Consider the following 13,613-nt stretch of genomic DNA (forward strand, 5'->3'; position numbering starts at 1 on the left):
CCACGCCAGTGCCGGTCTTAGGCTGCCCCAGTGGGCGACCGCTGGGGGAAAGCGCCGCACAGCAAGACCATGCAGCGCAAGCCCGATCCCGCATGGGTTCGGGCCCCTCGGCATGCCCGGGGCCGGAGTCCGGCCCCGCCTCACACCCTCCTGTCGCTGCCCGATCGAACCGCAACCCACTGCAACCCGGAGAGCCGAGGACCGGCCCAAGGGCAATGGGACCTCGTTGTCGCTGCCCGCCTGAACCGCAATCCAATCCAGCCCGGGAGCCGAGGACCGGCCCAAGCACAATGGGACCTCGTTGTCGCTGCCCGGCTGCCCAAGAAGTCGAGGATGGCACACGCATCGGGTCTCCTCGGGCTGGATCGGGGTGTGGGACGGTGTTTGACGTACCGGGGGCCTCGGGAGAGCATGGGCGGCATGGACATCGAGATTCACCCGGCCCGACCCGAGGAGTACCCGGCCGTGGCCCGGTTGCGTTGGCAGTGGGAGGTGGAGACCGGGGCGGCGCCCGTCGGGGACCGGGAGGACTTTGCGAAGGAGTTCGCCGCTTGGGCACGGGCGCATACCGAGTCGCACCGGTGCGTCGTGGTGTGCCGCAACGGGACCGTGATCGGGATGGCCTGGTTGGCGGTGGTCGCGCGAGTGCCGACTCCGGGCCGGTTCGTCCGCGCGAGCGGGGATCTCCAGTCCGTCTACCTGGTGCCCGAGGAGCGGTCCGGCGGCCTCGGCAGTCGGCTCATCGCGGCCGTGCTCGAGGAGGCGCGGGCGCTGGGGCTGCCGAAGGTGACCGTGCAGTCCACCACCCGCGCGATCCCGGTTTACTGCCGCAACGGATTCGCGGCGTCGCCGAAGGTCCTGCAGGCCGAGCTGTAGGCAATCAGCGGAAGTCGGCGGCGTGGGCCTCGGCCCACTGCTCGAAGGTTCGCGGAGGGCGGCCCAGGAGGTTCTCGACGGTGGGGAGCACTTCCGATTCGTCGAGGGAGCCTTCGACGTAGAAGTCCCAGAAGGCGTGCATGTACTTCTCGGGCATCGTCGCCTCGAGCTGCGCGCGGGTCTCCTCCAAGGTCAGGCCCTCGAAGCGGAGCGGGCGGCCCAGGACGCGGCCGATGATCGCCAGCTGCTCGGCGGGGAGCAGCGCGCGCGGGCCGGTGAGGCGGTGGACAGCGCCCGCGTGGGCGTCGTCGCGCATCGCCTCGACCGCGACGGCGGCGATGTCCTCGGCGTCGATGCAGGCCAGCGCGATGTCGCCCCAGGGGGCGCGTACGACGTCGCCGGTGCGGAGGTCGGGGAGCCAGCGGAGAGTGTTGGACATGAATGCGCTGGGGCGCAGCACGGTCCATGTGAGGCCGGATTCGCGGGCGGCGGTTTCGGAGTCGATCATCATGGCGGTGACGGCGTTGGTGGTGTCGCCGGTGCCGGCGGAGCTGCCGGAGAGTTGGACGGCGTGTGTGACGCCGGCGTCGCGGAGGCGGGCGTAGAGGGTGGGCATGTCGGGGTAGCCGGGGAGCATGAATGCGGCTTCGACGCCGTCGAGCCAGGGGGTGAGGGTGTCGGGGTCGTTGAGGTCGGCGACGGCGGGGGTGGCGCCTGTGGGGAGGTGGGCGCGGTGGGGGTCGCGGACGAGGGCGCGGACGGGTAGGCCTTGGGCGGTGAGGGCGGCGGTGACGGCGCCGCCGATGTTGCCGGTCGCTCCCGTGACGAGGTACATGGGATCGATCCTAACTGCTTGTGGCGCAGTGGGTTCAGGTGCCGAAGTAGGCGGCGCGGACGACGTCGTCTTCGAGGGTCTGGCTGCCGGTGCCGGTGATGGTGACGCGGCCTTGCTGCATGACGAAGGCGGTGTCGGCTTGGGCGAGGACGCCGGCGTTCTGTTCGACCATGAGGACGGTGGTGCCGCGTTCGTTGATGAGTTTGACGGCGGCGAAGACCTGTTCGGTGAGTTTGGGTGAGAGGCCGAGTGAGGCTTCGTCGATGAGGAGGAGGCGGGGGGAGCTCATCATGCCGCGTCCGATGGCGAGCATCTGCTGTTCGCCGCCGGAGAGGGTGCCGGCGGTCTGGTCGGCGCGTTCTTCGAGGCGGGGGAAGATCTGGTAGACCTCCTGCAGGTTGGAGCGGACGCGGCGGGTGTCGCGGCGGATGGTCCAGGCGCCTAGGCGGAGGTTCTGTTTGACGGTGAGGGCGGGGAAGACGTGGCGGCCTTCGGGGACGAGGACGATGCCGGCTCTGACGCGGGCGCGGGGAGTGCCGGTGAGGGGTTGGCCGTCGTAGTGGATGGTGCCGCCGGTGGCGGGGAGGAGTCCGGCGAGGGTCATGAGGGTGGTGCTCTTGCCGGCGCCGTTGAGGCCGAGGAGGACGGCGTTGGAGCCTTCGTCGATGGCGAGGTCGACGCCGTGGAGGACGGGTACGGGGCCGTATCCGGCGCGGAGGCCTTGGACCTCAAGCAGTGCCATGGTCGGCTCCTTCGGGTTTGAGCGGCCATTCGGGTGGTTCGGGGGTCTCGGCGGCGGTGCCGCCGAGGTAGGCGGCGATGACTTCGGGGTGTCGTTGGATGTCGGCGGGTGGGCCTTCGGTGAGGAGTTGGCCGAAGTTGAGGACGTAGACGTGGTCGCAGGCTTCGGCGACGAGGGGGACGTGGTGTTCGATCATGAGGATGGTGAGTTTGAGGCGGTCGCGGAGTTCGCGGAGGGTGGTGGCGAGGCCGAGGGCTTCTTCGGGGCTGAGGCCGGAGGCGGGTTCGTCGAGGAGGAGCATTTTGGGGTCGGTGGCGAGGGCCATGGCCATGTCGCAGGTTTTCCTGATGCCGTAGGGGAGTTCGCCGGTGCGTTCGTGGGCGACGGCGTCGAGTCCGAAGTATTCGATGATCTCGGCGGCGTCGCGTTGGAGTTCGCGTTCGCGGTGCCAGGTGCCGGGGAGGCCGAGCATGCCGGCGAGTGCGGCGTAGCCGGTGCGTTGGTGCCCGGCGAGCATGACGTTCTCGGTGACGGTGAGGGTGTCGATGACGCCGAGGTTCTGCCAGGTGCGGGCCATGCCGAGGCGGGCGCGGCGGTGGGTGGGCAGGTGTGAGACGTCGCGGCCGTCGAAGTGGACGGTGCCGCTTTGGGGCTGGTAGATGCCGGTGAGGCAGTTGAAGCAGGAGGTCTTGCCGGCGCCGTTGGGTCCGATGAGGCCGACGATCTGGCCTTCGCGGACGGTGAGGGAGAGGCCGTCGAGGACTTGGAGGCCGCCGAAGCGGAGCATCAGGCGGTCGACTTTGAGCATGTGGCGGCGTTTCATGTGCGGCCTCCGGTCCCGGTGCGAGGTGTGCGGGCGCTGCCGGTGCTGAGCCAGCGGGTGGCGGGTCTGAGGAGTTGGCCGAAGCCGCCGGGGAAGCAGCGCAGCACGATGAGGAGCATGACGACGACGATGAAGGGCGGGAGGACGTGGTAGACGGCTTCGTTGAGGAAGGGGGGCTGCCAGGGGAGGCTGGAGAGGAAGTTGGGGAGGGTGAGGGGTAGGAGGGCGAAGAGGGCGGAGGCGAGGATGACGCCGAGGCGGGAGCGGAGGCCGCCGACGACGGTCATGAGGACCCAGACGAGGGCGACTTGGAATTCGAAGTCCATGGCTTGGACGATCTGGTTCCAGTGGGCGAAGAGGCCGCCGGCGAGGCCGGCGATGAGGCCGGAGAGGCTGAAGGCGGCGAGTTTGTAGCCGGTGGTGTTGACGCCGAGGGTGGCGGCGATGCGTTCGTTGTTGCGCAGGGCGGTGAGGGCGCGGCCGGTCTTGGTGGAGACGAGTCGCCAGTCGAGGTAGAGGACGAGGGCGAGGACGCCGAGGCAGAGGAGTGCGAAGGCGTGGTCGGAGGCGAGGAGGGTGGGCCGGGGGGCGAGGGCGCCGGCGCCGCCGCCGGTGAATTCGCGCCAGTTGAAGATGGTGGTTTCGGCGGTGAGGCCGAAGGCGAGGGTGACGAGGGCGAGGTAGAGGCCGGTGACGCGGAGGGCGACGAGGCCGATGACGGCGGCGGTGAGGGCGCCGGCGGCGGCTGCGGCGGCGAGGCCGAAGCCGAGCGGGGCGCCGAGGCGGGAGGCCGTGAAGGCGGCGGCGAAGGCGCCGATGCCGACGAAGGCCTGGTGGCCGAGGGAGATCTGGCCGGCGTGGCCGGTGAGGGTGTTGATGGAGAGGCCGATGACGGCGTAGATCGCGGCGCGGCTGATGCGCTGCGCCCATACGTCGCCGCCGAGGAGGAGCGGTAGTGCGGCGAGGGCGAGGAGGGCGATCACTGCGGTGACGCGGAGGGCGAGGCCGAAGCGGCGTTGGACTTTCACGCGGGTCAGGACCATGGTCGCGGTTGCCATTCATGCCTCCCGATCGCGAAGCTTGCGAGCGATCAATTGGCACCGCCCAGGAGGCCTTGGGGTCTGATGAGGAGTACGAGCATGAGGAGGGCGAAGACGCCGAGCTCGGCCGCTCCGGGGACTTTGAGTTGCTGGCCCAGGTAGTAGATGCCGAGGTTTTGGACGACGCCGATGGCGAGGCCGCCGATGAACGCGCCGGGGAGGCTGGTCATGCCGCCGAGTACGGCGGCGGCGAAGGCGGGCACGAGCATGGTGAGGGTCATGAAGCCGGGCGTGAAGATCCCGACGGGCGCGTAGAGGAGTCCGGCGATGCCGCCGAGGAGCGCGGCCATGCCCCACACGAGCCGGGAGACGGCGATGGGGCTGATGCCGACGACCTGGGCGGCGCGGGTGTCCTGTGAGGACGCGAGGACGGCGAGGCCGAGGTCGGTCTTGAAGAACCAGGCCATGGCGGCGGCGAGCACGGCGAGGACGGCCATGAGGATGAGCTGCTGCGGGAGGATGCCCGCGCCGAGGATGTTGACGCCGCCGCCGTCGACGAGGGGCGGCATGACGCGCGGAATCGGCTGGCCGACGAGGACGATGATCGCGATCGTGAAGAGCGCGACCCCGACCAGCGCGACGAGCATGATCGTGCGGGAGGAGGACTCGAGGGGCCGGACGATGGCGCGTTCGACGATGAGGCCCGTGGCGACGGCGGCGGCGAGGCCGCCGAGGACGCCGGCCCAGTAGGGCAGGCCGGTGCCGACGACGATGGCGTACGCGGTGAAGGCGGCGACGCCGCCGAATTCGCCTTGGGCGAAGTTGAAGACGCGTTTGGCCTTGTAGACCAGGACGATGCCGACGGCGAGGAGGCCGTAGACCGCGCCTTGGAAGAGGCCCAGTGCGAGGAAGGCGCCCATCTCAGAAGCCGTTCACGAAGGCGTGGTCGGTTTCGTAGTGGCCGCCGCCGTCGCAGACGTTGCGGAGGACGCTCACTTGTGTGGCGCCGAAGGGGCCGCCCGCGTAGTTGAGGTCGGGGAAGACGCCGGTGGAGAATTTCTGGCCGGCGACGGCGTCCATGAACGCGCCGCGGTCGAGGGCCTCGCCGGCTTTCTCGAGCATCTGATGGAGCACTTTGGACTGTCCCCACATCATCCAGGTGACGTCGTCGGCTTCGATGCCGGCGGCGTCGACGGCGGCGAGGAAGTCGGGGTCGTATTCGCCGGCGTCGGCGAACGCGGGGGTGGGGTTGAAGAAGCGGGCGCCTTCGGTGGAGCCGGCGGCGCTGCAGCCGGTGGAGGCGACCTGGTCGAGGCCCATGCTGACGCCGACGCCGACGAACTGGGGGCGGCAGCCGGAGGCGGCGGCCATCTCCAGGTAGAAGGTGGGGCTGGTGAGGACGAAGACGACGTCGTAGTTCTTGGCGGTGCCGGTGCAGAGGTTGCCGGCGGCGGAGGAGCCGCGTTCGTTCTTGTCGGGGCGGAAGACGTCGACGCCGTCGAACGCGCCGGTGAAGCCTTCGACGGCGTCGTCGAAGTTGGGGGTGTTAGTGACGACGGCGGCCACTTTGGACGCGTCGGTGACGCCGAGTTCGTTCTTGATGTAGTCGGTGAGCATCGGCGTCTGCTGCTTGTAGGTCATCGAGGCCGCGAAGTAGGTGTCGAGGGAGCCCATGCCGGTCTCGGTGACGCCGGTGGAGAGATAGGGGACGTCTTCGCTCGCGGCGTACTGGGCGCAGGCCTGGATCTGGTCGGTGCCGCCGGCGCCGATGAGCGCGAACGCCTGCTGCTCTTCGGCCATGGTCTGGCAGACCTGGCGGGCGGTGGAGGGCCGGTACTGGTCGTCGGCGAAGACGGTTTCGACGGTGCGGCCGTGGATCACGACGGGCTTGCCGCCGTTGCCGTACTGCCAGTACAGGTCCTTGCCGGTCTCGAAGGACGCCTGTTTGAGCGGGGCGGCGCCGGTGAGGGGCGCGTGGATGCCGATGGTGATGGTGTCGGCGGTGACGCCGGTGGTGTCGCCGTTGCCGGCGTTCCCGTTGTCGTTGCCGCCGCCGCCTCCCCCGCCGCCGTCGCCCGTGTTGTCGCCGCCGCTGCCGCCGCCGTCGCCGGAGGCGTCGGTGCCGTCGGCGCCCGAGCTGGCGTCGTCGGCGCTGGTGCCGTCGCCGCCGCCGAGGCCGGGGTTCTCGCCGCCCTGGGCGAGGAAGTCGTCGTGGACGCCGTCGAACTGGCCGCACGCGGGGAGGACGAGGAGCGCGCCCGCCAGGAGCGCCAGTGTGGTGCGAAGCCTCATGAGCGGCCCCCGCGGGTGAGCTTCTGCCACAGGCCGGCGGGGATCGGGAGCGCCCAGCCGCGCTTGTCGAGGTTGTGGGCGCGGATGCGGTCGATCGCGCCGCCGCCACCGGCCGCGGCGCCCGAGGCGCCGAGCACGGAGTGCAGGACGTACGCGGCGGCGATCGCGGCCGGGATGAGCGTCCACACGTACCAGGGGGCCTTGGGCTCGATCGGCTCGTACGCGGCCGGGGCCAGCTCCTCGCCCGAGGCGGCCTCCTCTGCCGCGGCCGCGTCGTCGCCCGCGCCCCCGCCGGAGCCGCCGCCTCCGCCCGAGCCGCCGCTGCTCCCGCCCGAGCCGCCGGAGCCGCCGGACGTGCCGGTGTCCGGGTCGCTCGCGCCGTCGTCGGGGGTCTCGCCGGGCGTGAACGCGAAGGACGCGCTGAGCCGGTAGGCGGTGGCGTCGTACTCGTTCACCGGGGTCTGGGTGTCGTCGCGCAGCGGCAGTTTGAGGTTCACCTGCCACGTGTCGACCGGGGTGGCCCCGTCCATGACGGGCATGAACATGACCCCGTAGTTCGCGAACGGGTCCTGGCCCCAGTCCTTCGCGAGCGCGGTGAGGTCGAACGTCCACGTGGGGAGCGGGACCTCCACGGCGGGGGCCTCGGGCTGGCCGCCGCTCTCGATCGCCTCCTGGGTGGCGGCGATGAGCGCTTCGGCGTCGGCGACCTCGGCCGGGTCCGGTTCGGCCCGTTCGCCGACGACGCAGCCGTCGCCGACCGGGGGCTGCACGTCCCACATCTCGGCCTCGCCGGTGGTCCAGGCCTCGGTGATCGGGCAGGCCTGGACGAGCTTGCCGGTGGGGTTGAAGGTGGGCGAGTCGCCCGCGTCGTCGCCTTCGGCGACGGTGAGCTTGAAGTCGGTGATCGTGGAGCCCTCGGTGACGCCGCGTTCGGCGAGGTTGAAGGAGAGGGCGGCGATCTTGGTGTTCTCGCCGAGCTCGACGGCGACGGGCATGGTCGTCGCGGACTGCGGGTTGGGCCATTCGACCTGCTGGGAGACCGAGCCGAGCTCGAGGGTCTCGTCGATCTGGCGGCTCCAGTACCAGGAGACGCCGTCCACGCCGTAGTCGAACTGGAGGTCCTCCCCCGCGGCGGGGTCCTGGGCGGCGGCGGGGGCGGGCCAGGCGAGGACGGCGAGTGCCATTGCGGCGGTGGCGAACAGGGGCGGCATCGAACGCTGGGAACGGTGTCGGGGGGTCATTGGGGCACTCCCGAGACGGTGTCGTCGCGGACCGCGGTCCGCGTCAGGGCGGGTTGAGCATTGATGGGTTTAGATACACACCATAGGTCAAAGTGACGGCCGTCTCTACCCGTGAGTAGCAAAAATTTCGGGAGCAGCCGGGGCAAAGCGCTCCCATCCCGGCACAGCGAAAGGGGCCCGACGCGGATGCGTCGGGCCCCTTGGGAAAACCGTGCGAGGATCTACTCCTCGGTCTTCTCCTCTTCAGTCTCCTCGGCCTCGGCCTCGGCGGCCTTGCGGCCCGGGAAGAGGTCCTCCTCGGTCAGCTCGGCGCCGGAGGCGTCCACGATCGTGGCCTCCTTGACGACCTCTTCGAGGGCCAGCTGCTGCCGCAGCGACGCCGCGATCTGCTGCAGGCCGCCGTTCGTGCGGAGCTCGTCGACGAACTTCTGGAACTGGTCCTGCGGCACGCCGCGCTGCTGCGCCTGGCGCACGACCTCGGCGGTCATGAGCTCGCCGGAGACCTCGAGCTCGCGGTCGCGCGCGATCTTGCCCAGGATGATCGACTGGCGCAGGCGCGCCTCGGAGTCGGCGATCATCTCGGCCTTGAACTCGTCCTCGGACTTGCCCATCATCTCGAGGTACTGCTCGAACTGCGCGATCGCCTCGGCGGTCTCGCCGTCGTGGCCGCCCTTCATGTGCATGATCTCGTGCTCGACGTCCTCGGCCACGACCTTCTCGGGCACGGGCAGCTCGACGGCTTCGACCAGCGCCTCGAGGGTCTTCTGGCGGGCCTCGTTGGCCTTGCCGGTGCGGGCCTGGTTCTCCAGGCGCTCGCGGGTGGCGTCGCGCAGCTCGGCGAGGGTGTCGAACTGGCTGGCCATCTCGGCGAAGTCGTCGTCGAGCTCGGGGAGCTCGCGCTCCTTGACCTGGGTGACCTTGACTTCGACGTCGGCGGTCTCGCCCTCCTGCTCACCCGCGAGGGTGGACTGGATGGTCTTCTCGTCGCCCGCGGCCATGCCGATCAGCGCCTCGTCGAGGCCGTCGAGCAGGTTGCCCGAGCCGACCTCGTGGCTCATGCCGGTGACGGAGCCGCCCTCGACCTCTTCGCCGTTCTGGGTGGCGCGCAGGTCGATGACGACGAAGTCGCCCTCGGCCGCGGCGCGCTCGACGGTCTTGAGGGAGGAGAAGCGCAGGCGCTGGGACTCGAGGTCCTTGTCCACGTCCTCCTCGGAGACGCCCTCGGCCTCGACGGTGACCTTCAGCGAGGCGAAGTCGGGGAGTTCGAACGCGGGGGTCACGTCGGTCTCGACCACGAACTCGAAGGGCTTGCCCTCTTCGATGGGCTTGACCTCGGTCAGCTCGGGGCGGCCGAGCGCGTTCACGTCGTTCTCGGTGACGGCCTTGTTGAGGTTCGCCTGCACGGCCGGGTCCATCGCCTGCGCGTAGACCGACTCGCGGCCGATGCGCTGGTCGATGACCTGGCGGGGCGCCTTGCCGGGACGGAACCCGGGGACGCGGACCTGCTGCCCGACCGTCTTGTACGCCTCGTTGATGAACGGCGCCAGTTCCTCGAACGGCACCTCGACCGACAGCCGCACCCTGGTCGGGCTCAGGGTCTCGACAGTGCTCTTCACAGACGTACTCCTAGATCATTTCGCTCAATTGCCCTGCGGCATTGACTTGCGTCGGAGCGGAGGGTGCCGTGGCCGCATCGGTCCGCCGGCAGCGCAGCATCGACCCCCGCTCCGATCGAGTCTAGGCCGCCGCACCGTCGCGGCCCCGGCGGGTGTGGTCGATATCGCCGCCCGTCACCGGTTGCGGGGACCGGGGAGGGACGGGACGCGGCACGCGCCGGCAGGGCCGAGATCGCCTAGACTACGCCGTGCAATCGTTCTCAAGGCGAATCGGGCGCCCTCGCGCCCCGCGCCGGAGAGCGACGCCCCACCCCGAACAGGAGTGAACGCCGTGGTCCCACCCGCGATCCTCGTCTTCACGAAGACGACCGGCTTCCGGCACGATTCGATCCCCGCGGGGGTCGCCGCCGTCGAGCGCCTCGCCGCCGCCCTGGGCCTGGAGGTCGAGCACACCGAGGACGCGGCGGTGTTCAACCCGCTCGACCTCGCCCGGTTCGCCGCGACCGTCTGGGTGTCGCCGTCCGGGGACGTGCTCGACGAGCTCGAGCGGGCGGCGCTGGCCGACTTCGTGACCGGCGGCGGCGGATGGTGCGGGGTGCACGCGGCCTCGACCGCGGAGCGCTCGTGGCCGTTCTTCCGCGAGCTCGTGGGCGCGCGGTTCATCGGACACCCGCCGGGGTGCACGCCCGGGCAGATCGACGTCGTCGACCAGGGCCACCCGGCGACCGAGCACCTGCCGCGCCGGTGGGCGTGGACCGACGAGTGGTACAGCTTCGACGAACGGCCGAAGGGCGTGGAGGTGCTGCTGGAGGCCGACGAGGACTCGTACGACACGGCCGACCTCGCGATGGGCGCGCCGCACCCGCTCGCCTGGCACCGGCGGCTCGAGGCCGGGCGGTGCTTCTACACGGCGCTGGGCCACGCCGACGAGGCCTACGAGGACCCGCAGTTCCTCGCCCACCTCAAGGGCGGCCTGATAAGTGTCCTGCCGTCCCGTTGAACCGATGCGCTACACTCGTCTGCGTCCGCTTCGGCGGGCCAGTGCGGGTGTAGCTCAATGGTAGAGTCTCAGTCTTCCAAACTGATTGCGCGGGTTCGATTCCCGTCACCCGCTCCAAGCATCGAGAGCCCCCGGCCGGTCGGCCGGGGGCTCTTCGCGTACCCGGGGGCGGTGGGGCGGGCGGGGCGCATGAAACCCGGGCGCATGAAATCGCGGCCGGGCGGGTAATCCGCTCGGGTGCGCCTCGCGGAGGCGCCCGACGCGAGGAGGCAGCCGATGAGCGGCGATGTCGTAGATCTGATCATGCAGGACCACCGTGAAGTCGAACGCCTGTTCGACAAGTTGAAGAACTTCCCGGATACGCGCGCCCTCGGCACGCCGGTGCTCTCGGCCCTGCTCATCGCCCACAGCCGAGCCGAGGAGTCGGAGGTCTACCCGGCCGCGAAGGACGAGGGCGGCGACACCGAAGAGGTCGCGCACAGCCAGGAGGAGCACACCAAGGCCGAGCAGATGCTCGCGAAGCTCGTCGCGGCCGACCCCGAGTCGGCCAAGTACGTCGAACTCCTCGACCAACTCGAAGAGGCCGTCAGGCACCACGTCGAAGAAGAGGAGACGACCGTGCTCCCCCACATGCAGGAGCACCTCGACGAGCAGCGGCGCATGGAACTCGGCGAAGCCTTCGCCGCGAGCCGCGCCGCGCACCTCGGCGAGCGGCCCGGCGAGGCCACCAAGGAGGAGCTGCAGTGGCAGGCGCACAACGTCGGCCTGGCGGGCGCCTCCAGCATGGGCAAGGCCGAGCTCGCCAAGAAGCTCAAGGCCAAGGCGGCGTGACCCTGACCGGACCCGCCGCTGCTCTCGACGACAGCGGCGGGTTCCGCCGTGCCCGAACGCGTCACAGGGCGCCGCCGTGACGCGAGTGTCCGTCGTGACCGCTTGATACGTTCCGGGGCGTGTCCCCGCCCGCTCCCTCCGTGCCGCTGCGACGGTTGGCGGTGCCGATCTACGGGCCGACGATCCTCATCTCGGTCGGGATGGGCGCGGTCATGCCGCTGGTGGCGCTCTCGGCGCTCGATCTGGGCGCGTCGGTGACGCAGGCCGCGATCATCGTGGGGCTCATCGGGTTCGGGCAGCTGGTGGGCGACCTCCCGGCGGGAGCGCTCGCGCAGCGGTTCGGTGAGAAGCGGGTCCTGCTGGCCGCGTGCGTGGTCGAGGCCGCCGCGTTGGTCACGGCCTCGCGCACGGGGTCGCTCGCGGTGCTGGCGGCGATGGTGTTCGCGATCGGGATGTCGGCGGCGGTGTTCGGGCTCGCCCGGCACGCGTACTTGTCGGAGGCGGTGGCGCTCGCGTTCCGGGCGCGCGCGATGTCGACGCTCGGCGGGACGTTCCGGATCGGCGGGTTCATCGGCCCGTTCGTGGGCGCGTTCCTCATCGAGCAGTATTCGTTCGGGGCGACGTACGGGTTCGCGGCCGCGACGAGTCTCGCGGGCGGTCTGCTCAGTCTCGCGCTTCCTGAGCTGCCGGCGGCGCGGTCGGCGGCGGTACCGGAGCGGCGGCGCATGTGGTCGGTGCTGGCCGAGCACCGGAAGGTGCTGGGGACGCTCGGGGTCGGGGTCCTGCTCATCATGATCGCGCGCGCCTCGCGGCAGGCGATCATCCCGTTGTGGGCGGAGCATCAGGGGCTGGACGCGACGGCCACGAGTCTCATCTTCGGTATCGCTGCGGGGGTGGACATGCTGCTGTTCTATCCGGGCGGGGCGATCATGGACCGGTTCGGGCGCATGTGGGTGGCGCTGCCGGCGATGCTCGTCATGGGCGCGGGGTTCCTGCTGCTGCCGTTGTCGGGGACGGCGGTCGCGATCGGGCTCGTGGCGTGCTTCATGGGTCTGGGGAACGGGATCTCGTCGGGCATCGTGCTCACGCTGGGGGCGGACGTCGCCCCCGACGAGGGCCGCCGGCAGTTCCTCGGCGGGTGGCGGCTGTGCGGCGACCTCGGCGGCGTCGCCGGGCCGGGCCTCATCAGCCTCCTCTCGCTCATGCTCCCGCTGGGCGCGGCCGCGATCGCGCTCGGGGCGATCACCTGGTTCGGCGCGGCCTGGCTCGCGAAGTGGGTCCCCGTCTACGATCCGGCGCGCAAGGCCCCGGAGAAGGCCGCCGTCTGAGCGGCAGTCGCGGCGTCAGTGTCATGACAGGGCGGCGACAGGTCCGGCGCGCAATCTAGAGGCACAGCGGGAGCCCCCGCGAAACCGAAAGCCTCGCAGCGAAGGACACGAACGATGAACGCTCTCGAAACCGCCTGGTCCGGCATGGTTCCCGTCGAAGACACCGCGCTCTATGTCACCGACACCGGCGGCGACGGCGTCCCGGTGATCTACTGCAACGGCCAGTTCGCGACGATCGGGTACTGGAAGAACGTCGTCGAAGCGCTCGGCGACGGCTTCCGCCACATCAACTTCGACGAGCGCGCCCGCGGCAAGAAGTCCCTCAAGTCCGCCGACTACTCGTTCGAGGCCTGCATGAGGGACATCGACGCGGTCCTCGAAGCGCGTGGCGTCACCGGCAAGGTCCTCATCGTCGGCTGGTCCTACGGCGCGTTCCTGGCCGCGACCTGGGCCAGCCGCAACCCCGAGCGGTGCATCGGCGCGGTCCCGGTCGATGGCGCCGAGCCGCACGACTGGCTCGACGACGCCATGGAGGTCCGCATCCGCAAGCTCTTCAAGCGCCTCGCCCCGATCACCACGATCCTGCGCCCGACCGGCCTCACGCCGAAGCTGAGCGCTTCGCAGCAGGCCGATTGCAACATCGAGCTGGGCAAGATCTCCCGCAAGGCCAACCTCGGCCCGGTGCTCGACGCGATCACCGTCCCGACCCGGTACGTGCTCGCCTCCGGTGCCTCCCTGGGCAGCAAGGGCGACGAGCAGGAGCAGATCCGCGCCGCGATGGGCGAGGTCGTCGAGCGCAACCCGAACATCGAGGTCTTCGCGAAGGTCGCCTCCAACCACGACTGGATCCTCAAGAAGGACTTCAAAGCCGTCGCCGACGCCGTCCGCGAGGTCGCCGACCTCGGTGACCGTGACAAGTGAACCCGCGCCGGCATGGCGGGAGGACAGAGGGCCGGTCGATCCGCAAGCGGATCGACCGGCCCTCTGTC

Annotated in this window: 13 protein-coding genes and 1 tRNA gene; 6 read left to right on the plus strand and 8 right to left on the minus strand. The window is 70.5% G+C overall.

The features are described from left to right. Nucleotides 1–420: 420 nt before the first annotated feature. On the plus strand, nt 421–876 hold the full coding sequence (locus J5V16_RS18940) for a GNAT family N-acetyltransferase (protein WP_243901462.1): 456 nt from the start codon (nt 421–423) through the stop codon (nt 874–876). Nucleotides 877–880: 4 nt separating this feature from the next. On the opposite strand, the gene J5V16_RS18945 is transcribed toward J5V16_RS18940, so the two are convergent. The 8 genes from J5V16_RS18945 to tig all read right to left on the minus strand — a co-directional run bounded on the left by J5V16_RS18945 (nt 881) and on the right by tig (nt 9,465). After that, nucleotides 881–1,711, minus strand: a complete 831-nt coding sequence (locus J5V16_RS18945; RefSeq protein ID WP_208498486.1) for an NmrA family NAD(P)-binding protein — start codon at nt 1,709–1,711, stop codon at nt 881–883. A 34-nt stretch (nt 1,712–1,745) separates the two neighbouring features. Then, nucleotides 1,746–2,453 (minus strand): ABC transporter ATP-binding protein, encoded by a 708-nt coding sequence (locus J5V16_RS18950; protein WP_208498489.1) that lies wholly within the window; start codon nt 2,451–2,453, stop codon nt 1,746–1,748. Next, on the minus strand, nt 2,440–3,276 hold the full coding sequence (locus J5V16_RS18955) for an ABC transporter ATP-binding protein (RefSeq protein WP_208498491.1): 837 nt from the start codon (nt 3,274–3,276) through the stop codon (nt 2,440–2,442). The genes J5V16_RS18950 and J5V16_RS18955 overlap by 14 nt, the downstream gene beginning before the upstream one ends. Beyond that, the gene (locus J5V16_RS18960) at nt 3,273–4,334 is read right to left on the minus strand and encodes a branched-chain amino acid ABC transporter permease (protein ID WP_208498493.1); all 1,062 of its coding nucleotides are present in this window, start codon (nt 4,332–4,334) and stop codon (nt 3,273–3,275) included. Before J5V16_RS18960 ends, J5V16_RS18955 begins: the two co-directional genes overlap by 4 nt. A 32-nt stretch (nt 4,335–4,366) precedes the next feature. Continuing rightward, nucleotides 4,367–5,236 (minus strand): branched-chain amino acid ABC transporter permease, encoded by an 870-nt coding sequence (locus J5V16_RS18965; protein ID WP_208498495.1) that lies wholly within the window; start codon nt 5,234–5,236, stop codon nt 4,367–4,369. A 1-nt stretch (nt 5,237) separates the two neighbouring features. Next, the gene (locus J5V16_RS18970; protein ID WP_208498497.1) at nt 5,238–6,608 is read right to left on the minus strand and encodes an ABC transporter substrate-binding protein; all 1,371 of its coding nucleotides are present in this window, start codon (nt 6,606–6,608) and stop codon (nt 5,238–5,240) included. Next, nucleotides 6,605–7,849, minus strand: coding sequence for a hypothetical protein (locus tag J5V16_RS18975; RefSeq protein WP_208498507.1), 1,245 nt, complete (start codon nt 7,847–7,849; stop codon nt 6,605–6,607). The genes J5V16_RS18970 and J5V16_RS18975 overlap by 4 nt, the downstream gene beginning before the upstream one ends. A gap of 221 nt (nt 7,850–8,070) precedes the next feature. Next, nucleotides 8,071–9,465 carry a trigger factor gene (gene tig, locus J5V16_RS18980; RefSeq protein WP_208498516.1) on the minus strand — a complete coding sequence of 465 codons (1,395 nt, stop codon included), beginning with the start codon at nt 9,463–9,465 and terminating at the stop codon, nt 8,071–8,073. Nucleotides 9,466–9,796: 331 nt separating this feature from the next. Here tig and J5V16_RS25600 point away from each other — a divergent pair, with 331 nt between their 5' ends. From J5V16_RS25600 to J5V16_RS19005, 5 genes are all read left to right on the plus strand, one after another. Then, complete coding sequence (locus tag J5V16_RS25600; RefSeq protein WP_208498518.1) at nt 9,797–10,465, plus strand: ThuA domain-containing protein; 669 nt, start codon at nt 9,797–9,799, stop codon at nt 10,463–10,465. 43 nt (nt 10,466–10,508) lie between these two features. Further along, nucleotides 10,509–10,582, plus strand: a tRNA-Gly gene (locus tag J5V16_RS18990). 159 nt (nt 10,583–10,741) lie between these two features. Beyond that, nucleotides 10,742–11,296 (plus strand): hemerythrin domain-containing protein, encoded by a 555-nt coding sequence (locus J5V16_RS18995; RefSeq protein WP_208498520.1) that lies wholly within the window; start codon nt 10,742–10,744, stop codon nt 11,294–11,296. A 119-nt stretch (nt 11,297–11,415) separates the two neighbouring features. Beyond that, nucleotides 11,416–12,624 (plus strand): MFS transporter, encoded by a 1,209-nt coding sequence (locus tag J5V16_RS19000; protein WP_208498522.1) that lies wholly within the window; start codon nt 11,416–11,418, stop codon nt 12,622–12,624. A gap of 114 nt (nt 12,625–12,738) precedes the next feature. Beyond that, nucleotides 12,739–13,545 carry an alpha/beta hydrolase gene (locus tag J5V16_RS19005; RefSeq protein WP_208498524.1) on the plus strand — a complete coding sequence of 269 codons (807 nt, stop codon included), beginning with the start codon at nt 12,739–12,741 and terminating at the stop codon, nt 13,543–13,545. Nucleotides 13,546–13,613 lie beyond the last annotated feature (68 nt).

This window comes from Glycomyces niveus, assembly GCF_017592475.1.
Taxonomy (GTDB): domain Bacteria; phylum Actinomycetota; class Actinomycetes; order Mycobacteriales; family Micromonosporaceae; genus Glycomyces; species Glycomyces niveus.